Origin of the sequence: Streptomyces sp. NPDC051738, from assembly GCF_044453205.1 — a bacterium.
Lineage (GTDB): Bacteria > Actinomycetota > Actinomycetes > Streptomycetales > Streptomycetaceae > Streptomyces.
This window is the reverse complement of sequence record NZ_JBITCM010000021.1, coordinates 89,591-116,077: the sequence shown is the minus strand read 5'-3', so window position 1 is coordinate 116,077 and position 26,487 is coordinate 89,591. Positions and strand designations below refer to the sequence as shown.

The 26,487-nt window shown below is 73.0% G+C and carries 12 protein-coding genes; 3 read left to right on the top strand and 9 right to left on the bottom strand.

Features of this window, described 5'->3' with window-relative positions; translation table 11 throughout:
- Positions 1–61: 61 nt before the first annotated feature.
- The 3 genes from ACIA8X_RS37210 to ACIA8X_RS37200 form a co-directional block, all read right to left on the bottom strand.
- Positions 62–1,252 carry an MFS transporter gene (locus ACIA8X_RS37210; RefSeq protein ID WP_399460158.1) on the bottom strand — a complete coding sequence of 397 codons (1,191 nt, stop codon included), beginning with the start codon at positions 1,250–1,252 and terminating at the stop codon, positions 62–64.
- An 85-nt stretch (positions 1,253–1,337) separates the two neighbouring features.
- Entirely contained in the window at positions 1,338–2,093 is a 756-nt protein-coding gene (locus tag ACIA8X_RS37205) for a dienelactone hydrolase family protein (RefSeq protein WP_393460324.1), read from the bottom strand.
- Between the two features lie 122 nt (positions 2,094–2,215).
- Positions 2,216–2,836 (bottom strand): L-threonylcarbamoyladenylate synthase, encoded by a 621-nt coding sequence (locus ACIA8X_RS37200; RefSeq protein ID WP_393460321.1) that lies wholly within the window; start codon positions 2,834–2,836, stop codon positions 2,216–2,218.
- A gap of 175 nt (positions 2,837–3,011) precedes the next feature.
- Here ACIA8X_RS37200 and ACIA8X_RS37195 point away from each other — a divergent pair, with 175 nt between their 5' ends.
- Positions 3,012–4,514: a helix-turn-helix domain-containing protein gene (locus ACIA8X_RS37195; protein ID WP_399460157.1), complete on the top strand. Its 1,503-nt coding sequence runs from the start codon at positions 3,012–3,014 to the stop codon at positions 4,512–4,514.
- Positions 4,515–4,665: 151 nt separating this feature from the next.
- Here ACIA8X_RS37195 and ACIA8X_RS37190 read toward each other — a convergent pair whose 3' ends face one another.
- The 6 genes from ACIA8X_RS37190 to ACIA8X_RS37165 are packed head-to-tail and all read right to left on the bottom strand — an operon-like array spanning position 4,666 to position 10,089.
- Positions 4,666–5,970, bottom strand: coding sequence for a cytochrome P450 (locus ACIA8X_RS37190; RefSeq protein WP_399460156.1), 1,305 nt, complete (start codon positions 5,968–5,970; stop codon positions 4,666–4,668).
- Complete coding sequence (locus tag ACIA8X_RS37185) at positions 5,967–7,205, bottom strand: cytochrome P450 (RefSeq protein WP_399460155.1); 1,239 nt, start codon at positions 7,203–7,205, stop codon at positions 5,967–5,969. The genes ACIA8X_RS37190 and ACIA8X_RS37185 overlap by 4 nt, the downstream gene beginning before the upstream one ends.
- Positions 7,202–7,819, bottom strand: a complete 618-nt coding sequence (locus ACIA8X_RS37180) for an ATP/GTP-binding protein (RefSeq protein ID WP_393460309.1) — start codon at positions 7,817–7,819, stop codon at positions 7,202–7,204. Before ACIA8X_RS37180 ends, ACIA8X_RS37185 begins: the two co-directional genes overlap by 4 nt.
- Entirely contained in the window at positions 7,782–8,153 is a 372-nt protein-coding gene (locus tag ACIA8X_RS37175; protein ID WP_393460306.1) for a DUF742 domain-containing protein, read from the bottom strand. The genes ACIA8X_RS37180 and ACIA8X_RS37175 overlap by 38 nt, the downstream gene beginning before the upstream one ends.
- Positions 8,150–8,572, bottom strand: a complete 423-nt coding sequence (locus tag ACIA8X_RS37170; protein ID WP_393460303.1) for a roadblock/LC7 domain-containing protein — start codon at positions 8,570–8,572, stop codon at positions 8,150–8,152. The genes ACIA8X_RS37175 and ACIA8X_RS37170 overlap by 4 nt, the downstream gene beginning before the upstream one ends.
- Complete coding sequence (locus ACIA8X_RS37165; protein WP_399460153.1) at positions 8,569–10,089, bottom strand: ATP-binding protein; 1,521 nt, start codon at positions 10,087–10,089, stop codon at positions 8,569–8,571. Before ACIA8X_RS37165 ends, ACIA8X_RS37170 begins: the two co-directional genes overlap by 4 nt.
- 508 nt (positions 10,090–10,597) lie before the next feature.
- Here ACIA8X_RS37165 and ACIA8X_RS37160 point away from each other — a divergent pair.
- Entirely contained in the window at positions 10,598–12,358 is a 1,761-nt protein-coding gene (locus tag ACIA8X_RS37160; RefSeq protein WP_399460152.1) for a fatty acyl-AMP ligase, read from the top strand.
- 89 nt (positions 12,359–12,447) lie between these two features.
- On the top strand, positions 12,448–26,418 hold the full coding sequence (locus ACIA8X_RS37155) for an SDR family NAD(P)-dependent oxidoreductase (protein WP_399460151.1): 13,971 nt from the start codon (positions 12,448–12,450) through the stop codon (positions 26,416–26,418).
- The last annotated feature ends 69 nt before the right edge of the window (positions 26,419–26,487 follow it).

Sequence of the window (26,487 nt, the reverse complement as noted above, 5' to 3'; positions counted from 1 at the left end):
TCACGGAAGTTGGGCAACCGGCCCGAGCGGCCGGAAAACGGCCGACGACCTGATACCGCGCTCAGGTCCGCGCCGCTACCGGCCGCCGAAGGAGATAGGCCGCCGCCCCCGACACCAGGATGGCCATGCACGCGATGAACACCAGCCCCGCGTCCTCCAGACCGATCGACTGGGTCAGCACCCCCACACCGATCACCGGAACCGAAATGCCCGCGTAGGCCACCACGAACAGCGTCGAGATCACCGCCGCGCGCCGGTCCGCCGGAGACGCCTCGGCCACCGCGGCCAGCGCCCCGCGAAACGCCAGCCCCTGCCCGACCCCGCCGACGAGCGCGCTGAGCACCACCAGCGACATCAGATCCCAGTGCAGCGCCCCCGCGAGCAGCGCCAGCCCGGCGAGGAGTCCGGCGCAGCCCAGCGGCAGCGATCGGCTCACCCCGACCCGGCCGACGACCAGTTGCCCGGCGGTCGAGGCGAAGAACGCCAGCGCGACGACCAGCCCGCTCACGGCGTGGTCGGTCACGTCGAGGGACTCGGCGAGGAACGCCGGGCTGACCGACGTGAAGACCCCGAACAGGGCGAACCCCACGAACGAGGCGATCGCCGCCGGCCCGAACACCGCCCGCACACCCGCCGGCAGAGCGGGCCGCCGCGGCCGTACGGTGCTCAGCGGCTGCCGCTCCCGAACGGTCTCCGGAAGCCGCGACAGGACGGCGGCCGAGAGGGCCACCAGGGCCAGGTGCACGGCGAACGGCAGGTACAGCGGCCAGGCCGCGTACTGTGCGAGCACCCCGGCGAGCAGCGGGCCGCAGCCCAGTCCGCCCATGTTGGCGGCCGTCGCCACGAAGGTGGCCCGCGAGGCGCCCCCGTGCGGCGCCAACTCCATCACGTACGCCGTCGCGGCCCCGGTGAACAGACCGGCGGACAGCCCGGACAACAGCCGCCCCGCGAACAGCCAGCCCAGCCCCGTGGCGCACAGGAAGCAGACGGCACTCGCCGCCGCGAACCCCAGGCCCCACATCAGCACCGCACGCCTGCCCACCGCGTCCGAGGCGTTGCCCACCAGCAGCAGCACGCCGATGACCCCGAACGCGTACACGGCGTACACCGCGGTCACCGTCAACTCGGAGAACCCGAACTTCTCCTGGTAGAGGGGATACAGGGGCGTCGGCAGGGTGGTGCCGGCCATGCACACGGCGAACACCGCCCCGCTGAGCCAACACTCCCGCCACCCTCGGCGATCACCGTCCACGCCGCCGACGATAACCCCGTACGCGACCATGGTGCGGACCGGCACGCCACCGGCACGGCAGAGGCGGCGGCGCAGGCCGAACGGCTCAGAACGTCCGCTTCAGCAGATCGAGCAGCGCCGCCCAGTGCCGCTCGGCCCCGGCCTGGTCGTACGCGGCGGTGTCGGCCTGCGTGTAGCCGTGGTGGGCGCCCTCGTAGACCTCGTACCGGTGACGGACGCCGGCCGCGGTCAGCGCGGCGGCGAGGCGCTCCATCTGCTCGGGCGGCATCGACTGGTCCGCGTCGGCGTGCCCGAAGTACAGCTCCGCGGTGACGTGTTCGGCGACCAGGTGGGGACTGTCCGGCGCGTCCGTCGCCAACTGCCCGCCGTGGAATCCGGCCGCGGCGGCGACCCGGTCCGGATAGGCGCCGGCGGTGCGCAGGGCGAGCCGCGCGCCCATGCAGTAACCGGTGAGGGCGACCGGACCGTCGGCCACCTCGGGCCGCTCGGCCATCCAGCGCAGATAGGCGCCGGCGTCCCGGATCGCGAGCTCGGACGTCAGGGACTGCATGACCGGGGCGATCTTCCCCCACAGTTCCGGCCGGGCGGCGGGGTCGATGAACTCGGGCAGCTCGAAGACCGGGCTGCGCCCGTGCCGGTAGAAGACGTTCGGCACGAGGACCGTGTAGCCGGCCTCGGCGAGTCGGTCGGCCATCGACCGCAGATGGGGACGCAGCCCGAAGGCGTCCTGGTAGAGGAGGACACCCGGCCGGGGCAGACCGTCACCGGGATGGGCCAGATAGGCGTCCGCGACGCCGTCCTCGGTGGGGACGTCGACGTCTGTTGCCTGTACGGAGGTCATGGGGGTGCCTCTCTGCGCGGTTGATGGCGAACAGGTCGCCGACCCGGCGGAATCGGGCCGCGCACATGGTTGCACGCACCATCCACATGGCCCCGGGTACCCCCGTCCACTTGGGGGCGGCTTTACTCGAACCGGGACGTGTCGCCCGCTCCCTTCCGTACGATCTCGGCCTCCCCGGACGAGAAGTCGATCACCGTCGTCGGGTCGGTCCCGCAGTCCCCGGAGTCGACCACCGCGTCCAGCACATGGTCCAGCCGGTCCTTGATCTCCCAGCCCTGCGTCATCGGCTCCTCCTCGTCGGGCAGCAGCAGGGTGCTGGACAGCAGCGGCTCCCCGAGCTCGGCCAGCAGCGCCTGGGTGACGACGTGGTCGGGGATGCGCACGCCGACCGTCTTCTTCTTCGGATGCTGGAGCATGCGCGGCACCTCCCTCGTCGCGGGCAGGATGAACGTGTAACTGCCGGGCGTCGACGCCTTGACCGCGCGGAACACGTCGTTGTCGACCCGCACGAACTGGCCGAGCTGCGCGAAGTCCTGGCAGACCAGGGTGAAGTGGTGCCGGTCGTCCAGTCGGCGAATGGATCGGATCCGGTCGATGCCGTCACGGCTGCCCAGCCGGCAGCCCAGCGCATAGCAGGAGTCCGTCGGATACGCGATCAGCGCACCGGAGCGGACGCTGTCGGCGACCTGCGCGATGGTGCGCGGCTGAGGATTGTCGGGGTGCACGTCGAAGTACTTCGCCATTCGCCGAGCCTATGCCCTTCAGGCCCGGCGGACGCGCAGGCCTCCGCGTCGGGATGAGCGTCGCGGCACGGGACGTCCCGATGCGAACGGCGGCGTACGCCGGGTCCATGGGTTGGTGAGGTAACGTCCCGAGCGGTACGTCGTGGATGAAGTGCAGGACGAGGTGAAGGCCGACGTGGCTGATGGAGAGGACGGGGTCCGTGAGGCGGGGGTGAGGAGCGCCGACGGCTCGGTGTGGGCGGAGGAGTTGCTGGACCACCTGCGGCCGACCGGGCGCGACGTGCGCCGCGTCGTCGCCTGGCTCGCGGACGCCGTGCAGGGCCTCGCCGCGCTCCAGGACGACACCGGCACGCTCCTCGTCGGCACCCGGCCACCCCTGGACGATCACCTCGTCGAGGCCGTCGCGGCCGGCCGTATCGCCTCCGCCGCCTGGGAGGGACAGGGCCGTCATCTGCGCCTGGTCCGGGTGGCCTACCCGAACCCCCAGTCGGCGGGCGTCCTCGCCGTGTCGCGCGAGACGCCCTTCGACCGGCGCACCGCCGACATCGTCACGCACACCGTCCAGGTCATCGAACTCCTGCTCAAGGCCGGCGAGATGACCGCCGCCGGACGCCGGCTCGAACAGGCGACGTCCGACCTGCGCCTGGCGATCCTTCAACTCCTGATGGTGGAGGACACCGTCTCCGCACGCCGGGTCGCCGCGGGACTGTGGCCGGGCCTGCTCGACACGGACTCCGCCTGCGTCTACGTCGTCGAGGGCACCGCCGAGGAACGCGACCGACTCGCCGAGGAGTGCATCGACGTGACGGGCGAGCAGGCGCTGGTCGTGCTCTGCCCGGCGGTCGACGAGCACGTGATCGTCGTGACGCCCGGCGAGACCGAGGCCCGGCAACTGCGCTCACTGATCGGCCCCCGCCCCCGCACCTTCCTCGGCGGCAGCGCCCGGCACAGCCTGGCCCGCACCGCCACCGCGTACGGGCAGGCGGTGAGCGCCCTCGCCGTCGCGCACTTCCGTCCGGACAAAGCCGCCGTCTACGCCGAACGCACCCACCCCGAGCGACTGATCGACCCGGCGGCGCTGCGCGGCTGGACGGACCGTCTGCTGCGCCCGCTCGACACCCTGCCGCACCACACCCGAGCCGAGCTGCTCGCCACCACCCGGCTGGGCCTTGAGTTCACCGCGGTGAGCGCGGCGAAGGTCCTCGGCGTCAGCCGCAACACCGTCCGCGCCCGCATGGAACGCGTGGAGGGCCTGCTGCGCACGGACTTCACCGACCTCACCGCCCGCGCCGTGGTCCACCTGGCGCTCAACATCCAGGTGAGCCTGGCGGACGCACCGGCCGACGCCGACACCTCGCAAGCCGCGCCCGAAGCGCTGTGCGACCTGCTGTCCGGGCCCGCCATACGCACCTGGGCGCAGGACCTCCTCGCCCACCTGGACAAGGACAGCCGGGACCTGCGCCGCACCCTGCGCGCCTGGATCGCCGAGGGCGGCAACGCCGAACGGGCCGCACACACCCTCGGAGTGCATGCCCAGACCGTCCGCGAGCACGTCCGCAGCGCGGAACCCGTCCTCGAACGGCAGCTTCTCGCCGGCGGCACCGACCTGTACGAGGTCGTCCTGGCCCATCTCGCCCTCGGTGACCTGGATCAGCCCGCACTTGAGGCAGCCAAATAGGGCCTTCCGGACTCACTTGTGCACAGGTGAGCCCCACGGCCGCCACAGCGGGCATCGACGCGATACCCAATCCCCCCGCGTAGACGTAAGTTCAACCTGCCGCGGGGGAGCGACCGGAACGGGGGACCGGTCGCACCCCGCGCCCTGAACCTCAGGCCCGCAGCCGCACGGGTACCTCCTGCCAGCCGAACGCGATGAACGACGGCACCTGGCGCAACTCCTCCTCCGGCACGGCCAACTCCAGGCCGGGGAAGCGGTCGAAGAGGGCGGGCAGCGCCGTCAGGGCCTCGACACGGGCCAGCGGCGCGCCGATGCAGCGGTGCACACCGATCCCGAACGCCAGATGGTCGTCGGCCCCGCGCGCCGCGTCGAAGCCGTCCGCGTCCGGCCCGTAGCGCACGGGGTCCAGTCCCGCGGCGGCGTACGTCGTGATGATCGCGTCCCCGGCCGGAATGGTCACGTCCCCGACCTTGATGTCACTGACCGCGAACCGCAGGGGCAGCGCCGCGATCGACGGGTGGACCCGCAGAGTCTCGTCGATCACCGCGTCCCAGCCGATCTTCCCCGCCTGTACGGCCGCCAACTGCTCGGGGTGGGTCAGCAGGGCGACGACCGCGTTGCCGATGAGATTGACGGTCGTCTCGAAACCGGCGCCGATGACCAGCAGCAGCGTGTACAGCAACTCCTCGTCGCTGAGCCGGTCGCCGTCCTCGTCGCGCACCCGGATCAGCTCGGTCGTCAGATCGTCCCCGGGGTGCTCGCCGCGGTGGGCGATCAGCGCCCCCAGCACCGTGCCGATCTGCTGCTGCACGAACGCCGCGTGCTCCGGACTCGGGTCGGAGGTGTCCATGATGGCGGCGATGAGAGCCGCCGTCGCCTCCCTCAACTCCTCCGGCACACCGAACAGTTCGCAGATCATCCGCATCGGCAGGGGATGGGCGAACCAGGCCCGCAGATCGACCACAGCGCCGCCCGCGCTTCCGTCGCCGCCCGCGCCTCCGTCGTCGAGCGAGCCTCCGTGATCGAGCTTGCCTCCGTCGTCGAGCGCGTCGAGCAACTCCGCGGTGATCGCCTCCACCCGCGGCCGCATCAGCTCCGTACGCCGCTGGGTGAAACTCGGCGCGACCAGCTTGCGCAGCCGTGTGTGGTCGGCGCCGTACGTCGAGAGCATGTTGACCACGCCGACCCAGCCCAGGATCCAGCCCCAGGAGGGGTGTTCGCCGATCTCGGGCCAGAGCCGCCAGTGCCGCCGGGGATCCTTGCTGACCTGCGGGTCGAGGATGAGCTCCTTGAGGACGGCGTGGCCGGTGGGCGCCCATGCGGGAATGCCGCCGGGCAGCTCCACGGGCACGATCGGGCCGAGGGCGCGCAGCCGGGCGGTCTCGGCGGGGATGTCGGCGCCGAACGGGTCGATAACAACGCGGTCGAAGCGTTCGATGCGGTCGGTCACGGTCACGAAGGAACTCCAGGCTGGTCGGGGGAGCGAGGGCTGAACCTGACGGGCAGGGAGGTCAGCGAGCGGTGGAAGGGGCCGGGCCGCCAGGTCAGGCGCTCGCGCGCCAGTACCGGCTCCAGGTCGGGAAGCCACTGGGTGAGCCGCTCGATCGCCTCGGTGGCGATGAGCAGCGTGTGCTGCCGCACCGGGCAGGCGTGCGGGCCCGCCGACCAGGACAGGTGCGAGGCGTCCTGGGGATGGCGGCCGCTGGTGATCTCCCGCTCGGCGAACCGCGCGAGAGCCCCGTAGGAGACGACCAGCGGCACGGCGGCCCTGACCCAGGCGCCGTGGAAGGACACGGGCCTGCGCGCGTAGTGGATGCCGTAGTTGGCGAGCGGCGTCTCGTGGTGCAGCACCTCCACGACCGCGTCCATCACGGGGCGGGCCCCGCTGGTGAGGGTGGAGTAGTAGAGCGGGTTGCCGAGGATGCGGGAGAGCGCGTTGGACACCAGGTTGGCCGTCGGCTCGTGCCCGGCGCCGAGGGTGAGGAACACCTGCCAGGTGACCTCCTCGGGGGTCAGCCCTGCCGGGTGGTCCAGCAGCCAGCTGGGCAGGTCGTCGCCCCGCCGCTCCGCCTTGGCCGCGATCAGCTCCAGTACGTAGCCGCCGAACTCCGCCTCGCCCTCGGCCGCTTCGGCGCCGCCCTCCATCATCTTGCCCAGCGCCCCGTCGAGGCGGTCGCTCTGACTGTCCGGCAGACCGAAGAGGCTGTTGAACACCAGCGCCATCAGCGGCCGCGCGAACTCGCCCACCAGATCGGCCTCGCCCTTCGCCCCCATCCGGCCCACCAGCACCCGCACCGCGCGGTGCACCCGTGCCCGCAGGTCGTGCGGCTCGATCCGGTCGAAGGTGTCGATCAGCGAGGTGCGGTACCTGACATGGGCCGCGCCGTCGGCGAACAGGGTGTTGGGCCGCCAGCGCATCATGCCCAGGATCGGCGAGTCGTCGGCGACCGTGGACTCCCAGGGCCGCGGGTCGTGCGAGAAGGTCTCCGTGTCGTGCAGCAGATCCAGCGCCGCCCGCCGGTCCGTGACGACATACGCCGGCACACCAGGCGCCAACTCGGCCCAGCCGACCGGTCCTTGGGCGCGCAGGGCGTCGTAGTAGTGGTACGGATCCCGTGCGAAGCCGTCCTCCCACAGGCGCACGGGCGCCGAGCGGGAGAAGGCCTGGCGGTCGGGGGAGTAGGTGGTCACCGGTCCTCCGGGGGGTGACGGTCGATCAGATGCTGGACCAGCGCGAGCAGCGCGTCGACCGACGAGTCGGCCTCCCGCGCGTCACACGTCACCATCGGTGTCGCCGCGTCCAGGTCCAGGGCGGCGCGCAGTTGTTCCTCCGTGTAGTGCCGGGGCGCGTCCGGGAAGGCGTTGAAGGCGACGGCGTACGGCAGCCCCGACTCCTCCACCAGCCCCAGCACGTCGAACGACGCGTCGACGCGCCGGCTGTCGACCAGGACCAGGGCACCCAGCGCGCCGTACGCGATGTCGTCCCACAGCGCCCGGAACCGCTCCTGCCCGGGCGTGCCGAACAGATACAGCACGATCTGGCCGGGCAGGCTGATCCGGCCGAAGTCGACTGCGACCGTGGTCGTCGACTTGTCCCGCACCCCGGCGAGATCGTCCACCTGCGCGGACGCCTCGCTGAGCGGCTCCTCGGTGTGCAGCGGGCGGATCTCGGAGACGGAGTCGATCAGGGTCGTCTTGCCCACGCCGAAGGGGCCGGCGACCAGGATCTTGACCAGGTCGCGGGCGGTGTCGGGCAGGTGGATGTCCTCAGTCGGGCTGGTTGTGCTTGAGGGCGCGAAGGCCATCGGCCACTCTCTTCAGCAGGTCGGGGTCGAAGCGTCCGGCGGGCGGAATCGGCGCACGGGCCATCACCAGGTCCCGGTCGATGAGTTCGGCCGCCAGCACGCGTATCGCGGACACCGGCAACCGCAGCAGCGCCGAGGCCTCCACGACGGTCAGCGAACCGGCGTCCAGGGCGTCCAGCAGGGCGAGTTGGGCGGCGGGCAGACCGGCGGGGGCAGGCGTACGCGCGCTCGTGAGCACCGACAATCGCTCCAGCTGGGGCCGGCTGGGCCGGGCCACGCCGCCGGTCGACAGATACGCCGGGACCAGCGGGCGCCCGCCACGCCGGCCGGTCATGCCGGCGCGTCGCCGTCGGCACCTCGGGGCGCTGCGGCCATCGCCTTCTCGCCCAGCCGGGCCACCTGCGAGTGCACCCGGTGCGCGAGCAGATCGAGGCGCACCTCCTCGTCGCCGTACGCGGCCACACACGTGCCGTGGTCCGTGGGCACGATCAGCACATAGCCGTGGTCCGACTCGATGACGACCTGACGCACCTCGGCCCCCTCCCGGTCGGCGAACGCGGCCGCCGCGGTACGGCACGCTCCCTGCACGGTGCTGGTGATCGCGGCCACCCGCTCGGCCGAGGGCCGGGTGAGCGCGTCCGTGTACCCGGTCACCAGTCCGTCCCGCGTGAGCAGTACGGCGGCCACCACATGCGGCACCTGCAGGATTGGTTCGAGCACCCACGCCGTGTCTCCAGCATCGCGGCCGGTCATCGAGCCGTTCCCCCTTCATGGTCGGTCTGATCGTTGTCGTCGGCCGTGATGTCGGCCCGCTTTCGCGTCGCTCGGGCGGTTTCCGGTACGGCCGTGGAGGCGTCGTCGGCACGTTCACCGGCCGCCGACCGGGCCGCGGACGTACCGGCTTGCAGCGCGCCCAGCGCGGCGGCGGCCCGCTCCGGGCGGCGCGCCTCGGGCCGCGGCGCGGGCGTGTCACCGGACGCGGCGGTCACCCGCGTCCGGCGCCGGCGCTGCGGCAGACCGCCGGCGTCGCGCGGGGCGTGATGCCCGGACACGGTGCCGGAGGCGTCGTGGTCGTGCTCGGCGCCGTATCCGTGCGAGGTGGCGGACGTCTCGCCTCGGGAGGCTGCGGCGGCCTCATCGTGGGAGCCGACGGATGCCTCGTCCCGGGACTCGGCGGACGCCTCGTCGCGGGGCGCCTTGCGCGTGGAGCGCGGTGCGCTGGCCGCGGGCGGTCGTTCGTCGGGGTCGATACGGCTGAGCAGGTGGCTGTCGACCCGCAGGACCGCCCGCACCCCGCCGTACGGCGACGGCGACGACAAGTCCACGCTCAGGTCGAACTGACGGGTCAGCTGCCCGATCGCGGCGAGCCCCATGCGCGGTGGATCGCCCAGCTCGGTGAGGAGAATCGGCTCGGAACCGGCCACCAGCCGCTGTGCGCGGGCGCGTTCGTCCTGGGTCATGCCCAGGCCCGCGTCGTCGACCGTGACACACACGCCGTGATGGACGTGCTCCAGGTTGACCACGACGTCCGTGTCGGGCGCGGAGTGCCGCAGGGCGTTGTCGAGGAGTTCGGCGACGATGATCGCGACCGGTTCCACGGCATGGGAAACCAGCCCGGTCCCCGCCGCCAGGTGGTTGTGGACCCGGATCCGGTGGTAGCCCGCGAGCCGCGCCTGGCCGCCGGTCACCGCGTCCACGAGATGCGACTCCTCGCGGGCGAGCCCGACCCAGGCCCCGCACACCACCGCGGCGACCTGCGCGCGCCGCAACGACTGCTCGTTCTCGTGGTCGAGTCGGAACAGGGTCTGCGCCAGCTCGGGGTCGTCGTACTTCTGTTGCAGCCCCCGCAACGCGTCCTGCAGCCGGTACAGGGCCGCCTGGATCTCGCGTGTCGCCCCGCGCATGCCGGCCTGCGCGGCCGCGTCGATCCGGGTGCGCTGCGTGGCCAGCTCGGTGCGCAGTCCGGTCAGCACCTGCTCCAGCGCGGGGCCCAGCGGTGTCCCCGAGGTCTGCGGATGCAGCGGACCCGGCACGGCGACATGCGGATACGTCGACTGCCGGGCGGCGGCCGGAAGGCGTTGCGCCGCCAGATGCTCGACCTCGGCCGTCAACGCCTGTAGCGCGTCCTTGAGTTGAAGACGCAGGGCCGCGATCTCGGCACGCTGCCGGGCTTGTTGCCGCTGTGCGTGCAGCAGACCGCCGCCCAAGGCGAGTGCGGACAGCATGCCGACGGCGAGACCGCCGGTCACCAGGTCCGGTAGTTCCATCATCGAGTCGGTTCCCAGGAGGTCGGTTCGGGAGCGGTCGGACAGGTCTGGTTCGGAGGCCGTGGGTCGAGGCGCTCGCAGCACAGTACACACCGTCATCGACCGATCTCGCACGGTCGATCGATACTTCGTTTCGAAAGTGCCGGACTCTGCTCGCTTCTGTGTCGACTGTCGGAATTGGCCTACAAGGAGGGGGAGTTGGGGTGATTGGTCGACTGTGAGTCGGCGGCGCTCGGGTCGTTGCTTGGTCAACTGCCTTTTGGACACATAGGGTTTACTTTCGTTCGGCCCGTCGGACCGAACGGACTTGCTATGGTGTTACTCGCCGGTAGCAAGCTGAACGAGGGGGGCTCGGGGAGTCGGCGGACCAGCGCCACAACTCCCCGGCGGGTCGTCGAGACGACAGGTCTGGCAAGGGGGCCGGATCGACCGAGGCGTCTGCGCGTTTCCCTGACGCGCCCCTCGAACTCCAGTTCCTCGCCCACCGATCCAGACAGGTGAGACTCGCAACATGGTTCGTTCCCTGGTCGATCTGCTGACCACGCACGCTTCGCACCACCCCGACCGAACCGCCTACCGCTACCTCGTCACCGGCGATGCCGACGGCGAGATCCAGGAGATCTCGTACGGCCGACTCGCCGCCCGATCCCGGGCCGTCGCCGCCTGGCTGCAGGAGCGCGGCCTGGCCGGTACCCGCGCCATGCTGCTGTACCCGCCCGGCCTGGAGTTCATCTGCGGCTACCTCGGCTGCCTCGCGGCCGGCGTGGTCGCCGTACCGGGCGTCCCGCCGCAGGGCCGGGCGCAGAACCACCGTGCCCTGACCAGGATGAAGCGGCTCATCGCCGACGCCGACGCCAAGGTGATCCTGGGCGGTCGCGAGGTGATCTCGGCCCTGTCCGGCATGGCGGAGCACCTGCCCGAACTCGCCGGCATCACCTGTGTCGCCACCGAGGACATCCCGGACGAGGCAGCCGCCGCCTGGTGTGAGCCCGATCTCACCGCCGACTCGGTCGCCTTCCTCCAGTACACCTCGGGCTCAACCTCCGCCCCGCGTGGCGTGATGGTCACCCACGGAAACCTGCTGGACAACGAGCGGGTCATCAGCGAGCGCATGGGCCACACCGAGGACGTCATCGCCGAGTACGACCACGAGATGTTCGTCAGCTGGCTGCCGATGTACCACGACATGGGCCTCATAGGCCCCGTCCTCAACACGGTGCACCTCGGCGCGACCGCCACCCTCTTCTCCCCGCTGCACTTCCTGCAGCAGCCCCAGCGCTGGCTCACCGCGATCAGCCGCTACCGCCCGCACACCAGCGGTGGCCCCAACTTCGCCTACGAGCTGTGCCTCAAGCACGCCACCCCCGGGCTCCTCGACGACTTGGGCCTCAGCAGCTGGCGGGTCGCCTTCAACGGCGCCGAACCCGTACGCGCCGCCACCCTCCGCCGCTTCGCCGACACCTTCGCCCCGGCCGGCTTCCGCCGCGAGGCCCTCTACCCCTGCTACGGCCTCGCCGAGGCCACGCTGATGGTCACCGGCAGCGCGGTCCACACCCCGCCCACCCTGCTCCAGGCCCCCGAATCGGGCCCGCACGCCGGCCAGTCCGACGCGGCGTCCGTCAGTTGCGGCCGTCCCGGCCCCGACATCACCGTCGCCGTCGCCGACCCCGAACGGCGCGAGGAGCTGCCCGACGGCGAGGTCGGCGAGATCTGGGTGCGCGGCGCGAGCGTCGCCAAGGGCTACTGGCGCAACGCCCTCGCCACCCGCGAGACCTTCCGCGCCACCCTGACCGGCCACGACGGCCGCTTCCTGCGCACCGGCGACCTCGGATTCCTGCGCGACGGCGAGCTGTTCGTCACCGGCCGCCTGAAGGACCTCATCGTCATCGACGGACGCAACCACTACCCACAGGACCTGGAACTGACCGCCGAGATGGCCCACCCGGCCCTGCGCCCCGGCTGCACGGCGGCGTTCTCCGTCGACGGCGGAGACGGCGCAAGTGACGGAGACGGTGCGAACGGCGGCGCCCACGGCGAACAGCCCGTCATCGTCGCCGAGATCGCCCCGGACGCGGTGTCCGAGGCGGAGAAGATCATCGACGTCATCCGCAGCGGCATCGGCGACGCCCACGGCCTGGCGGTCCGCGACGTCGTGTTGGTCCAGCCCGGCACCATCCCCAAGACGTCCAGCGGCAAGATCCAGCGCCGCGCCTCCCGGACGGCCTACGTGGACGGCACCCTCGCGGTGATCACCGCGTACTCCCAGAGCTGACACCGCCCGGTCCAGACCGTCGTACGCCGGCGAATCCGCCGTACGACGGACACGAGCTCCTGCCCGAATCCACGAGGACACCTGTCTAGATGCCTGCGCACGAGTCCGCGAAGCAGTCCACCGAGCCGTCCCTCACGACACCTCAGGACGTGCGGGCCTGGTTGGAGCCGGCCGTCGCCGAGGTGGCCGGACTCGACCGGTCGGCCATCGATCCAGACCGTCCGATCGCCGAACTCGGGCTGGGATCACGGCAGTTGGTCACACTGGCCGCAGAGCTGTCGGCGTTGACCGGCCGGCCGCTGGACCCGTCGCTGGTCTTCAACCATCCCACCATCGCGGCACTCGCGGAGGCGGTGTTCGACGACGAACCGCCGCGCACGAGTACGCCGTCCGCTGCCCGGGCCGAGATACCCGTACGCCAGGACGACGACATCGCGATCATCTCGATGGCCTGTCGCTTCCCCGGCGGTGCCGACAACCCCGAGGCGCTGTGGCGGCTGCTCGCCGCGGGCGAGGACGCCATCACCGAGGTGCCGACGGGCCGTTGGGACACGCGAGGGCTGCACGACCCCGACCCGGAGGCCACCGGCAAGGCGTACTCCCTGCGCGGCGGCTACCTCTCCGGCATCGACCGCTTCGACGCGGGCTTCTTCGGGATCTCGCCCCGCGAGGCCGCCGCCATGGACCCCCAGCAGCGGCTGCTCCTGCAGACCGGCTGGGAGGCCGTCGAACGCGCCGGGATCGTCCCGGACACGCTGAACGGCAGCTCCACGGGCGTGTACATCGGCCTGTACGACAGCGGCTATCTGGCGTCGGCCGCCCTGGACCAGCTCGACGGGCACGTCGGCACCGGCTCGGCGTCCAGTGTGGCGTCCGGGCGGATCGCCTACACCCTCGGCCTCCAGGGCCCGGCGGTCACCGTCGACACCGCCTGCTCCTCCTCCCTGGTCGCCCTGCACCTGGCGGCGCGGGCGCTGGCGGCCGGTGAGTGCGACCTCGCGCTGGCGGGCGGTGCGTCGCTGCTGGTGACGCCGCGTGGGCACGTCGAGTTCAGCAGGCTGCGCGGACTGTCGCCGTCCGGGCGGTGCAGCCCGTTCTCGGCCGACGCGGACGGCGTGGTGTGGGCCGAGGGCTGTGGCGTGGTGCTGCTGAAGCGGCTCGCCGACGCGCGCCGCGACGGTGACCGGATCCTCGCGGTCGTCAAGGGCTCGGCGATCAACCAGGACGGCCGCAGTCAGGGCCTCAGCGCCCCCAACGGCCCCGCTCAGGAACGGGTGGTGCGGGCCGCCCTCGACGCCGCCGGGCTCCAGCCGCACGACCTGGACCACATCGAGGCGCACGGCACCGGCACCCGGCTGGGCGACCCCATCGAGGGCCGGGCCCTGGCCGCGGTCTTCGGGCCCGGGCGTCCCGCCGACCGCCCCCTCGGGATCGGCTCCCTCAAGTCCAACATCGGCCACACCCAGGCCGCCGCGGGCATCGCCGGCGTCATCAAGACCGTGCTGGCCCTCCACCACGCCCGCATGCCGGCGTCCCTGCACGCCGAGACCCCGACCGAGCACATCGACTGGGCGGACAGCGGGCTGCGCGTACTCGGTGAGCCCCAGCACTGGCCGCGGGACCCCGAACGGGTGCGGCGTGCCGGGGTGAGCGCGTTCGGGATCAGCGGCACGAACGCCCACGTGGTGCTGGAGGAAGCCCCCGACGAGCCGACGCGACCGCCCGGCGACGAACTCCCCGACAGCACCCTCTTCCCGCTCTCCGCCCGCACCCTCCCCGCCCTCCGGGCACAGGCCGGTCGCCTCCTCGAAACCCTCTCCGAGCATCCCGAGCCGGCGCTTCCCGCCGTCGCCTCGACCCTGGGCCACCACCGCACCCACTTCGAGCACCGAGCCGTCGTCCGGGCGAGCGAGCGCACCGAACTGCTCACCGCCCTGAGCGCGCTCGCCGAGGATCGGCCCGACACCGACTTGACCATCGGCCCCCAACAGGCCCTCCCCGCAGGGAAGGTGGCGTTCGTCTTCCCCGGGCAGGGATCCCAGTGGACCGGCATGGCGCGCGATCTGCTCGACCGCGACCCGGTGTTCGCCGACGAACTCGACCGCTGCGACGCCGCCCTGCGCCCGTTCACCGACTGGTCGGTGACGTCCGTGCTGCGTGGCGACGCGGGCGCCCCGAGCCTGGACCGCGTCGACGTCGTCCAGCCGGTGCTCTTCGCCGTGATGGTGTCGCTGGCCGCGGTGTGGCGGGCGCGCGGCGTACGGCCGGACGCGGTCGTCGGACACAGCCAGGGCGAGGTGGCCGCCGCCTGCGTCGCAGGTGCGCTGAGCCTCAGCGACGCCGCTGCCGTCGTCGCCCTGCGCAGCCAGGCCCTGACCGAACTCTCCGGCACCGGCACGATGGCCGTCGTCGCGCTGCCGCACACCGAGGTCGAGGCCCAACTCGCCGACCGCGACGGTGAGATCAGTGTCGCGGCCGTGAACAGCGGCCGCTCGACCGTGATCGCCGGTGCCGTGGACACGGTGGAGGCCCTGCTCACCCACCTCGACCGGCAGCAGGTCTTCGTCCGCCGCCTCGACGTGGACTACGCCTCCCACAGCACCCAGGTCGAGCCGGTCCGTACGACCATCCTCGACGAACTCGACGGCGTCGCCACCTACCCCACCTCCGTCGCCTGGTACTCCACGGTCACGGCCGAACCGGTCACCGAGGAACTCGAAGCCGACTACTGGTACACCAACCTGCGCGAACCCGTCCGCTTCGCACCCACCGTCGAGCGCATGGCCGCCGACGGCTACCGCCACTTCGTCGAACTCAGCCCGCATCCGTCCCTGCTCACCGCCCTGCACACCATCGACGAGAGCCTGGTCGCGGTCGGCTCCCTGCGCCGCGACGAGGACGGCCCCGCCTGCCTGGACCGGGCCGCAGCCGAACTCCACGTCCACGGACGGCGGCTCGACTGGCGCCGACTGGTCCCGCACACCGCCCCCGCCGACCTGCCGACATACGCCTGGGACACCCAGCGCCACTGGATCGAGCCGGCCGCCTCCGCCACCACCCCCGGCCTCTTCGACCGTGCCGCCCACCCCTTGCTCGGCGTCCAGCTCCAGTCCGCGGACGCGACCCGCTGGACGTTCCGCAACGAGTGGTCCCCGGCCACCGCCGACTGGCTGCCCGACCACACCGTCTTCGGCCGGACCGTGGTCTCCGGCACCACCCTGATGGAACTCTGCCGAGCCGCCCTCGCCGTGGCCCGCCCGGACACCCCGGCCGACGTCACCGACCTGCTCCTGCTGGCCCCGCTCACCCTGCCCGACACCGGCACCGTCGAAGTGTCCGTCGAGGTGGTCACCGCCGGGGCCGCACCGGAGATCACGGTCCACAGCCGACCGCGCGGCCAGGAAGCCGCCGACTGGACCCTGCACGCCACCGCCTCCGCCGCCGAGTCGGCCGCCCTGCCGGCCGACGAACCACCGACGTGGCCCGAGACGGCCGAACCGGCCTGGGACGAGCACACCTACGAGCGACTGGCCGCTCTCGGCCTCGGCTACGGCCCCGCCTTCCAAGGCGTACGACAAGCAGCCGCGACCGGCGACGGAGCTGTGCTCGCCCGCCTTTCCCTGCCGCCCGTCGCCCGCGACACCGCTGACCCCTACCCCGTCCACCCGGCGCTCCTGGACGCCGCCCTCCACGTGGCCGCCGGCCTTGATGCCTCGGACCAGCGCGTTCTGCTGCCCGTCGCGGTGGCCCGCTGCGTCCTGCCGCCCGGCGGTGCGACGGACCTCACCGTGTCCGTGCGCCGGAGGCACGGCGATTTCGGCACCGACCTCACCCTGGACGTCAGCCTGTGGGACGCCGACGGCTTCCCGGCGGGCCGGCTGGAGGGCGTACGTCTGCGCGCCGCGAACCCGGCCGACCTGAACAGCGGCTCGGACAGCGGGCGGCACCTGTACGAGGTGGCGTGGACGGCCGTACCGGACCAACCGACCGAGGCACCCGGCACCGCGTGGGCCGTCCACGGCGACCCGTCGGACCCGGCGGTTGCGGCGGCCCTGCGCGACCTGCGTACGGCGGGCGTCCAGGTCACCGACGAGGGCGCCGAGACCGTCGTACGATTCTGGCCCCGCCCGACGGCCGACACCGAACCGGTCGCTGCGGCACACGAGTTGGCGGCTACCGCCCTCGCTGAACTGCAGGCGCTGATCGCCCTCCCGCCGGACGAGGCGCCCGCGCGCACCGTATGGGTGACCCGCGGAGCGATCGCAGCCGCCGACGGGGACACGGTCCCCGGGTTCGCACAGTCGGTGCTGTGGGGCCTCGTGCGCAGCGCCCGCAGCGAACACCCGGATCTCGGGCTGACCCTCCTCGACGTCGACCTCGGCCCCGACGTCGACCTTGGCCTTGGTCGCGATGGCGGCGAATCGTCACTGCTCGCTGCCGCCGCGCAATCCGACGAGCCGGAATTCGCCCTGCGAGGCGGTGAGTTGCTCGCCCCACGCCTCGTGCGCGCCCGTACGGCGGCATCCGACCGCACGGCTCAGCTCCCCACCGACGGCACCGTACTGATCACCGGAGGCCTCGGAGCGGTAGGCCACCACATCGCCCGACTGCTCGCCGAGAACGGCGTCCCTCGCCTGCTGCTGACCTCCCGTCAGGGACCCGACGACCCCCGCGCGGCCGACGTCACGGCCGAACTGACCGCCCTCGGTGCCGAAGTCGAGATCGCCGCATGCGACGTCGCCGACGCGGCAGCCGTGGCGGACGTCCTGGCCCGAATCGGCGACGCGTTTCCCCTGCGTGGCGTCGTCCACTGTGCCGGAGTCCTCGCCGACGGCGTGGTGGCCGAGCTGACGCCCGAACGTCTCGCGCAGGTGCTGCGCCCCAAGGTGGACGGCGCCGTCCACCTGCACCGGCTCACCGCCGGCCACCCCCTCGACCTCTTCCTCCTGGTGTCCTCGGCCGCGGGCGTCGTCGGCAACGCGGGCCAGGCCAACTACGCTGCCGCCAACGTCCTCCTCGACCAACTCGCCCACCACCGACGCGCCTTGGGCCTGTCCGGCGTCTCGGTCTCCTTCGGTGCCTGGGCGGGGGAGGGGCTCGCCGCCGAGCACGCCGACCTGGAGCGGATGGCCCGCGTCGGCCACCGCGCCCTCACCGCCGACCAGGGGCGGGAGCTGACCGAACTGTCCTTGCGGCGCGACGCCGCGCACCTCGTCGCCTGGGTTCTGGACCTGCCCCGGCTGCGAGCCGCCGCACCGACGGGCGCGCTGTGGCGCTCCCTGCTCCCCGCACCCCAGCACGCCCCTGCGGGCGGCCGCACCCTGGCCGACCGCCTGGCCAGGCTGCCGGAGCCCGAACGCACCGCACGCGTCCTCGCCCTGGTCCGCGAGGAGGCCGCCCACGCCCTCGGCCTGCGCTCGGCGGATTCCGTCCGCCCCGACCAGCCGCTGCGCGACCTCGGCATGGACTCGGTGACGGCCGTCGACCTGCGCAACCGCATCAGCGCCCGGATCGGCACCAAACTCCCCGCCACCCTCCTCTTCGACCATCCGACACCGGGTCGGCTCGCGGAGTACCTGCTGAGCAGTGCCCTGGCGACCACGGGCCGCACGAGCCGGAAGGCCGCGCCCGCACCCGCACGCTCCTCGGACGAGCCGGTGGCTCTCGTCGCCATGGCCTGCCGACTGCCCGGTGGCGTGACCGACCCGGAGGGTCTGTGGCGCCTCGTCGCGGAGGGACGGGACGCGGTCGGACCGTTCCCGGCGGGGCGGTGGGACGTCGAGTCCCTGTACGACCCCGACCCGGACGCCCTCGGCAAGTCCTACGCCCGCGAGGGCGGCTTCCTCGACGACATCGACTCCTTCGACGCGGGCTTCTTCGGCATCACCCCGAAGGAGGCGGCGGCCATGGACCCGCAGCAGCGCCTGCTGCTGGAGACGGCCTGGGAGTCGCTGGAGCGCGCCGGAACCGTCCCCGCCGACCTGGCCGGCAGCATCACCGGCGTGTACGTCGGCATGTTCGGCAGCGACTACCTGTCCGGCACCCGGCTCGACCAACTCGACGGCTACGTCGGCACGGGCTCCGCCCTGAGCGTCGCCTCGGGACGGCTCGCGTACACACTGGGGCTGAACGGCCCGGCGCTGACCGTGGACACCGCGTGCTCGTCCTCGCTCGTGGCAGTACATCTCGCGGCGCAGGCGCTGCGCGCGGGCGAGTGCGATCTGGCGCTCGCCGGCGGCGTCACCCTGATGGTCACGCCGCAGACCTTCGTCGAGTTCAGCCGGCTGCGCGGCCTGTCGCCGACGGGCCGCTGCCGCTCCTTCTCCGACGCCGCCGACGGGGCCATCTGGGCCGAGGGCGCCGGGATGGTCGTACTGAAACGACTGAGCGACGCCCGGCGCGACGGCGACCGGATCCTGGCCGTCCTGCGCGGCACCGCCGTCAACCAGGACGGCCGCAGCCAGGGCCTGTCCGCACCGAACGGCCCCGCGCAGGAGCAGGTGATCCGGCGCGCGCTGGACCGGTCCGGCCTCCGGCCCGCCGACATCGACTACGTCGAGGCCCACGGCACCGGCACGACCCTGGGCGACCCGATCGAGGCGAACGCCCTCACGGAGGTGTTCGGCGCCTCGCGCCCCGAGGGGCGCCCGCTGTACCTGGGCTCGCTGAAGTCCAACGTCGGGCACGCACAGGCCGCTTCGGGCGTCGTCGGCCTCATCAAGGTCGTGCAGTCACTGCACCACGAAGCCCTGCCGCGCACTCTGCACGCCGACATGCCCAGCCGTCACGTGGACTGGGCGGACAGCGGACTGAGCCTGCTGCGCGAGGAGACGGCCTGGCCCGCGTCGGCGGAGCGGATCCGGCGTGCGGGCGTGAGCGCCTTCGGGATCAGCGGCACCAACGCGCACGTGATCGTGGAGGAGGCGGAACCGCTCGCACCCGAGCCCACGGCCGAAGTTCCGCCGGGCAAGCACCTGTTCGTCCTGTCGGGCCGCAGTGCGCAGGGCCTGCGAGGCCAGGCCGCCGCACTGGCCCGCCACCTCGCCGACGACTCCGTCGCGCTGCCGGACGTGGCGCACACCCTGGCCCGGCACCGCAGCCACTTCGAGCGGCGCGCGGCGATCGTGGCCGAGGAGCGGGAGCGTGGCGAACTGCGGTCCGTTCTGGGCGAGGTGGCCGCCGGACGGATGCCGCTGCCGCCGCACCGTGAGGAGCAGACGGGGAAGATCGCCTTCGTCTACGCCGGACATGGTGGTCAGTGGCCCGGGATGGGGCTGGACCTGATGACCGAGTCGGAGGAGTTCCGCGAAGAGCTGACCCGGATCGACGAGGCGGTGGAGCGGCACGCCGGATGGTCGGTGCTCAACGCGCTTCGGGCGCCGGAGGAGTTCTCCCCGCTGGAGCGCACCGAGTATCTCCAGCCGACGCTGTTCGCGGTGAACGCGGCGCTGACCGTCGCCTGGCGCTCGCTCGGCATCACCCCGGACGCCGTGACCGGCCACAGCCTGGGCGAGATCGCTGCCGCGTACGGCGCGGGCGCCCTCACACTGGACGACGCCGTCGCCGTGGTCACCGGGCGCGCCCAGACGGTCGTACCGGTCGCGGGCCAGGGCGGCATGATCTCCCTGGACCTGCCGCGCGCGCAGGTGGAGGAACTGCTCGCCCCTTACGCGGGCCGGCTGTTCGTCGCCGCCGTCAACAGCCCGCACTCCACGGCCGTCTCCGGCGACGCCGAGGCACTGGCCGAGCTGCGTCGGGGCCTCGACGAGCAGGGGATCAAGGTCCGGCCGCTGTCGACACCGTTCGCCTCGCACACCCCGCTCATGGCGCCCCTGCGTGAGGACCTCCTCGACCGGCTCGCCGGCATCCGGGGCGGGCACGCCCGGACCCCGCTGTACTCGACGGTGCTGGCCGAACCTGTGCCCGCATCGCGCCTCGACCCCGGCTACTGGTACGCCAACCTCAGCGAGCCGGTCCGCTTCGCGGACACGATCACCCGCATGCTGGACGACGGCTACCGCTACTTCGTCGAGCTGAGCCCGCACCCCTCGCTCGGCTCGTCCATCGAGGCGGTGGCGGCCGAGGCCGGAATCGACGCGGTGAGCGTCGGCTCGCTGCGCCGCCAGCGGGGCGGGCGGGACGTACTGCTGGGCAGGCTGGGGGAGTTGTACGCCGCCGGCCACACGCCCGACTGGTCCGCGCTGTTCCCGGCGGGCCGCCGCGTCGACCTGCCGACCTACGCCTTCGCCCGCGAACGCCACTGGCTCGCCCCCGCCCCGGCCACCGCGAGCGGCGCCTCACCACTCCTCGGCACCCACGTCGAGGCCAGCGACGAAGCCGACCGGCACCTCTTCCAGAGCGAGGTGGACCTGCGCGACAGCCGCTTCGCCTATCTGACCGACCACAAGGTCACCGGAGAGGTGTGGCTGCCCGGCGCCGCCTTCCTCGACCTGGCGCTGGAGGCCGCGTCCGCAGTGCGGGACGGCGCCGACGTACGGCTCGCCGACGTCAGGTTCGTCCAGCCGCTGTGCCTCGACGAGTCCCGGCCGACCCGGCTGCAACTGGTCCTGAGCCCTGCCGCCGACGGCTTCCGGGACTTCGCCATCGCCTCGGCGCCCACGGCACGCGGAGAGCGTATGCGGTGGGAACGCCATGTCAGTGGGCGCGTCGCGGTCACGCCTGACGAGCCCGCCGCTGGATCCGCCGAGCCCATCGGGTCCGCCCAACCCGCCGGGTCCGCTGGCCCCGACGCCGCCCCGAGCGACTCGCTCGCCGCACTGCGCGCACAGTGCACGGAGCAGGTCGACCTGTCCGCCGTCTACGGCGCCCTCGCCGCCCTCGGCATCGAGTACGGCCCCGCCTTCCGAGGCCTGGAGTCGGGCCACCGCGCCCACTCCACGAGCCTCGCCCGACTGGCCGACCGGCCCGCCGCCGGTCATCTGCTGCACCCGGCCGTCCTCGACGCCGCCTTCCACACGGCCGCGCTGCCCGGGGACGCCCCCGAGGGACGGGCGTTCGTGCCCGCCGGGGTCGGACGGCTCCACCACACCGGACTGCGCACCACCCCCGTGTGGGTGACCTGCGCACTGCGGTCCGTGTCCGGCGACACCGTCAAGCTGGACCTTCGGATCTACGACGAGAAGGACCAACTACTCCTGGAGGTCGAGGAGTTCGAGCTGGCCGCGCTCTCACCCCTGGACGGGGCGCTGTTCGAGACGCGCTGGCAGCCCCGCCCGGTCGCCGACGAACCGCCCACGCAGGGCAGTTGGCTGATCCTGGCCGACGAGTCGGGTGTGGCATCCGAACTCGTCGAACGGCTGGGCAGCTCCGTGCCGTACGTGATCGCCCGCAGGGGCGAGGAGTTCGCCGCCGAGGGACCCGGCCGCTACGTCCTCGATCCAGCCGACCCACAGCACCTGGACCGCCTCCTCGACGAGGCCTTCGCGAACGAACCGCCCGAGCGGATCGTCCAGTTGTCCGCCCTCGACGCACCCGCGATCGAGGACGTCGGCACGGCCGAGGAGGCCGCCCGGCTGGGCTGCCTGAGCACCCTGCACCTCGTGCGCGCGCTCACGGACCGGGCGCAGGGCACGGCACCGCGCCTCTTCGTCGTCGTGCGGGGCAGCCAGGCCGCCGGTGACAGCACCCAGGTGACGCACCCGCAACAGGCGCTCGCCTGGGGCTTCGGGCTCGCGGTGGCCCAGGAGCACCCCGAACTGAGGACCACGCTCGTCGACCTCCCGCCGACCGACGGCGCCGACTCCCTGTGGCCCCAGCTGCGGAACGCCGACGACGAACGGCTCGTCGCGCTGCGCGGTGCCGGACGACTGGTACCCCGCCTGACCCGCACCCGCCCGGACGACGACGGGCACGCGGCCGTCACCGCCGACGGCGTGCACCTGATCACCGGTGGCCTGGGCGGCCTCGGACGCGTGGTCGCCGAGCGGCTGGTCCGCCGGGGCGCCCGCCGCCTGGCTCTGATGAGCCGGAGCGCACCCTCCCCGGACGCCATGGCCTGGATCCGGGATCTCGAAGAGCGGGGCGTGACCGTGCACGTGGCCCGCGCGGACGTCGCCGACCGCGACGGCCTCACCGCCGCCCTGGACGCCGTACGCCACGCACTCGGCCCGATCACCGGCGTCGTCCACGCGGCCGGCGTCCTCGACGACGCCACGATCGCGAACCTGACCGACGAGCGCGTCCGGCGCGTCCTGGCGCCCAAGGTCCTCGGCACCGCACTGCTCACCGAACTCACCCCGGACGCCAAGGACTTCGTCCTCTTCGCCTCGGCGGCCGGTCTGCTCGGCTCGCCCGGACAGAGCCCGTATTCGGCGGCCAACGCCTTCCTCGACGCCTGGGCCCACCACCTCTCGCGCACCGACCGGCGGGCGCTGAGCCTGGACTGGGGCGCCTGGTCGGGCGTCGGCATGGTGTCCGGGTCCGACGCCCGCGAGGCCGAGACGGCCCGCTCGGGCCTGGTCGCCTTCTCGGCACGGGACGGCGGCGAACTCTTCGACCGCGTCCTGACCACCGCCCGCCGCCAACTCGCCCCCCTGGCCCTGGACTGGGAGCTGCTGGCGCTCGACCCCGACGCCGCCCGCACCCGCCCGATCCTGGCCGACCTGATCACCGCCCCCACGGGCACGCCCGCCACGGACGACCTCGTGAAGAAGGTGTACGCGGCGACGACCGACACCGAACGGGCGGTACGGCTGGAGGCATACGTACGCGCCCGGGTCGGTGAGGTCTCCGGCGGCGCCGTCCAGGTCTCCGCGACGACCGCCCTGAAGGAACTCGGCCTCGACTCCCTGATGCTCGTACGGCTGCGCAACGCCTTCGCCCGCGAGCTGGGCGTCGAACTCCCCGCCGCCACCGTGTTCTCGGCCGCCGACATCCGCGGCCTCGCCCAGGCGCTGAGCGCGGCGCTGCCCGAGCGGCAGTCCACAGCGCCCGACGACGAGCCGCGGCACGCCGCCGAGGTCCCGGCTACCGAACTGCACCCCGCGACCCGCGACGTCGTGCGACTGCTGCGCAGCGCCCAGCCCGGCATGCCGGAGGCCGCCCACGCCGTCGGCCTGGCCGTACGCCTCACCACCCCCACCACCCGAGAGACCCTCACCGCCATCCTCACCCGCCTCACCGCACGGCACGCCGCCCTGCGCACGGCCGTCATCACCGCCACGGAGGGCGGGCGACAGCTACGGGTGGACCGCGAACTGCCCGAACCGCCCCTGCGGTGGACGGCCGTGCCGGACGACACCGTCCTCGACGCCGCCGACCAGCTACGCAGGCTCCTGGAACCGCCGTTCGACCTGGCTGTCGCGCCCCTGTGGCGCTTCGAGCTGCTGGACGGCGGCGAGCGCGGCCAGATCCTGGTCTACGGTGCCCATCACGCGGTCAGCGATCTGCAGTCGCTGCTGCTCGTGGCGGGCGAGCTCGACGCCGAGCTCTCCGGTAACGCGCTCGGTGACACCGTCAGCAACCGCGACATCGCCCTGCTGATCGAGGCCCAGCAGGTCGGCGGGGAGGGCGGTGAGGGTGCGCAGCAGGTCGGTGGGAAGGCCGGCGAGCAGGTCAGTGAGGACGCGCCGAAGGCCACCGAGCAGGCCGACACGCGGGCCGAAGCGGCCGAATGGCACGCCGCCTTCCAAGGCAGCGCGCGCCTCGACCTGACCCTGAGCCGACCGCGCCCGCAGACCCGCTCGTACCGCGCCGGCAGCGTCACCGTGCCGATCCCCGACGGGCTCATGGCCCGGATCTCGGCCGCAGCGAGCCGCCTGGCCGTGACCCCCGCCGCCTTCTGCCTCGGCACCCTCACCGTCCTGCTGGCCAGGAAGGGGGAGCGCGAGCGCTTCGTCCTCGCCGTGCCCGTCGACACCCGCATCCACGCCGACGCCTACGACGCCGTGGGCTTCTTCGGGGTGCCCGTGCCGTTCCCCGCCGAGGCGAACGCGGGAGAGCGGATCGAGGAGGTGCTGCGCCGCACCGACGGGCGTCTGCAGCGGGTGCTGGCCAAGGGAGCGATGTTCTCCGACGTGCTGCCGGTGCTGGCCCGGCAGGGCCTGTACCGGGCCAACGCGCCGCTGGTGGAGGTGTACTTCAACTACGTACGCGCCGCCGGCCGGCTGGCCGAACTGGAGGTGCTCCCGGCGGGTACGGGCCACTCCGACCTCGACCTGATGATCACCATGACGCCGGACGCGGGGCGCATCCGCCTGGACCACAACCTCGACATCCTGGACGCGGCGACGGTCACCGGGCTGGGGGAGGAGCTGCTGGGGCTGCTCGCGGAGACGGCCGAGGATCCGACGGGGACGGTTCGTGCGGCGCGGACGACCGGTACGGAGCGGGCGACCAGTACGACGCCGACGACGACCGAAGTCCCGCGGGAGGTCCGGCGGGAGGTCCCGCGGGAGGTCCGGCGGGAGGTCCGGCGGGAGGTCCGGCAGGAGGAGCCCGCCACCGCGCCGGCCCACACGCTCGCCCTCGCCACCACCTTCGCCCTGGGCAACCTGCCCCTGATATGCGAGACGGCGATCGACGAGTCCGTACGGGACGGCAGCGTGACGACCGTCGCGGAGGCGCCGTACCCCCACGTGCTGGCAAGCCTGCGAGACCCGTCCGGCGTGTTCGCCGACCCGGCCACCACCGCGGGTGTCGTCCTGCTGCGCGCGGCGGACCTGCAACGCTTCGGCCCCGTGGACGACGCGTTGCTCGCCGAGCTGCGCACCGCCTACCCGGCCGCACTGCGCGCGGTCGCCGAGCGCACCCGCAAGCCGCTCATCGTCGGCTTCCTGCCCGCCGCACAGCACGAGGACCGCCTCAGCCGGTGGGAGCGGGAGATCGCCGACGAGCTCGCCGACGCACCCGGCATCGCCGTGCTCGGCCCCGACGACTGGACCCGCCACCACCCCGTCGAGGAGCGCTTCGACGAGCGGACCGAACGGCTCGCCCACCTCCCGTTCACCCCGCACTTCCAGGCGGCCGTGGCCCTGCGCCTCGCCGAGGCCGTCCGGGCGGTACGGCGCCCCGCGCCGAAGGTGATCGCGGTCGACGGCGACGAGACCCTGTGGGGCGGGGTGGCGGGGGAGATCGGCCCCGAGTCCGTCGACCTGACCGGCCCGCGAGCCCTGCTCGCCCGCAGGCTGCTGCAGTGGCGGGCGGCCGGCGCGCTGCTGATGCTGGTCAGCAACAACGACGAGGACATGGTCCGCGCCGTACTCGACCGGCCGGACAGTCCCCTGAAGGCGCAGCACTTCAGCGTGGTCTCCGCCGCCTGGGATCCGAAGCCGACCCGCCTGGCCGAGGCGGCGCGCACACTCAACTTCGGTCTGGACAGCTTCCTGTTCCTCGACGACAACCCGGCCGAGATCGCCAAGATGCGCGCCGCGCTGCCGCAGGCGCTGTCGGTGACCTGTCCGCCGGAAGCCGAACTGACCGAGTTCCTGGGCCGGTTGTGGCCGCTGGTCCCGGCTGCGACGACGGCCGAGGACGCGCTGCGGGCGCGGTTCTACGAGCAGGAGCGGGAGCGCGACGCCGTACGCGAGCAGGCCGGATTCGAGGAGTTCCTGGAGGGGCTGGAGCTGGCGGTCGACATCCGGGCCCTGTCCGACGCCGATGTGCAGCGGGCCGAGCAACTCGTGGCCCGCACCAACCAGTTCACCCTCCGCGCCCGCTCCGCCGACGGCGGCGACGTCGCCCGCTGGCGCGAACACGGCGAGATCTGGACGGCCGCGGCCCGCGACCGCTTCGGCGACTACGGCCAGATCGGCCTCCTCGCCCTGCGCCGCGAGGGCGACCGACTCGACGTCCTCGGCTGGCTGATGAGCTGCCGCGCCCTCGGCCGAGGCGTCGAGGAACGCCTGCTGCAATGGCTGGCCGACCGTGCCGAGGAACTGGACTGCGCCAAGGTCCGCCTGACCGCGGAACGCACCCCGCGCAACGCCCCGGCCCGCCGCCTGCTGTCGGCACTCGGCGGCGGTGACCAGGACGACGAGCGACTGGAGACCGTCGTCACGCCGGAACACCTGCGGACGTTCCGCTCCTGGCGGCGGCAGTGACGGCACCGATCGGCGCGCGGCGGAGGAGCGCCCGGACAGCAGCGCCGGGGGACCGCCATGGCAGCACCG

Excerpts from the sequence above, each read along its gene's own strand:
- ACIA8X_RS37160 (WP_399460152.1), top strand. The coding sequence starts at position 10,598 with ATGGTTCGTTCCCTGGTCGATCTGCTGACCACGCACGCTTCGCACCAC.
- ACIA8X_RS37180 (WP_393460309.1), bottom strand. The coding sequence starts at position 7,819 with ATGGCCTTCGCGCCCTCAAGCACAACCAGCCCGACTGAGGACATCCAC.
- ACIA8X_RS37155 (WP_399460151.1), top strand. The coding sequence starts at position 12,448 with ATGCCTGCGCACGAGTCCGCGAAGCAGTCCACCGAGCCGTCCCTCACG.
- ACIA8X_RS37175 (WP_393460306.1), bottom strand. The coding sequence starts at position 8,153 with ATGACCGGCCGGCGTGGCGGGCGCCCGCTGGTCCCGGCGTATCTGTCG.
- ACIA8X_RS37205 (WP_393460324.1), bottom strand. The coding sequence starts at position 2,093 with ATGACCTCCGTACAGGCAACAGACGTCGACGTCCCCACCGAGGACGGC.
- ACIA8X_RS37170 (WP_393460303.1), bottom strand. The coding sequence starts at position 8,572 with ATGACCGGCCGCGATGCTGGAGACACGGCGTGGGTGCTCGAACCAATC.
- ACIA8X_RS37165 (WP_399460153.1), bottom strand. The coding sequence starts at position 10,089 with ATGATGGAACTACCGGACCTGGTGACCGGCGGTCTCGCCGTCGGCATG.
- ACIA8X_RS37200 (WP_393460321.1), bottom strand. The coding sequence starts at position 2,836 with ATGGCGAAGTACTTCGACGTGCACCCCGACAATCCTCAGCCGCGCACC.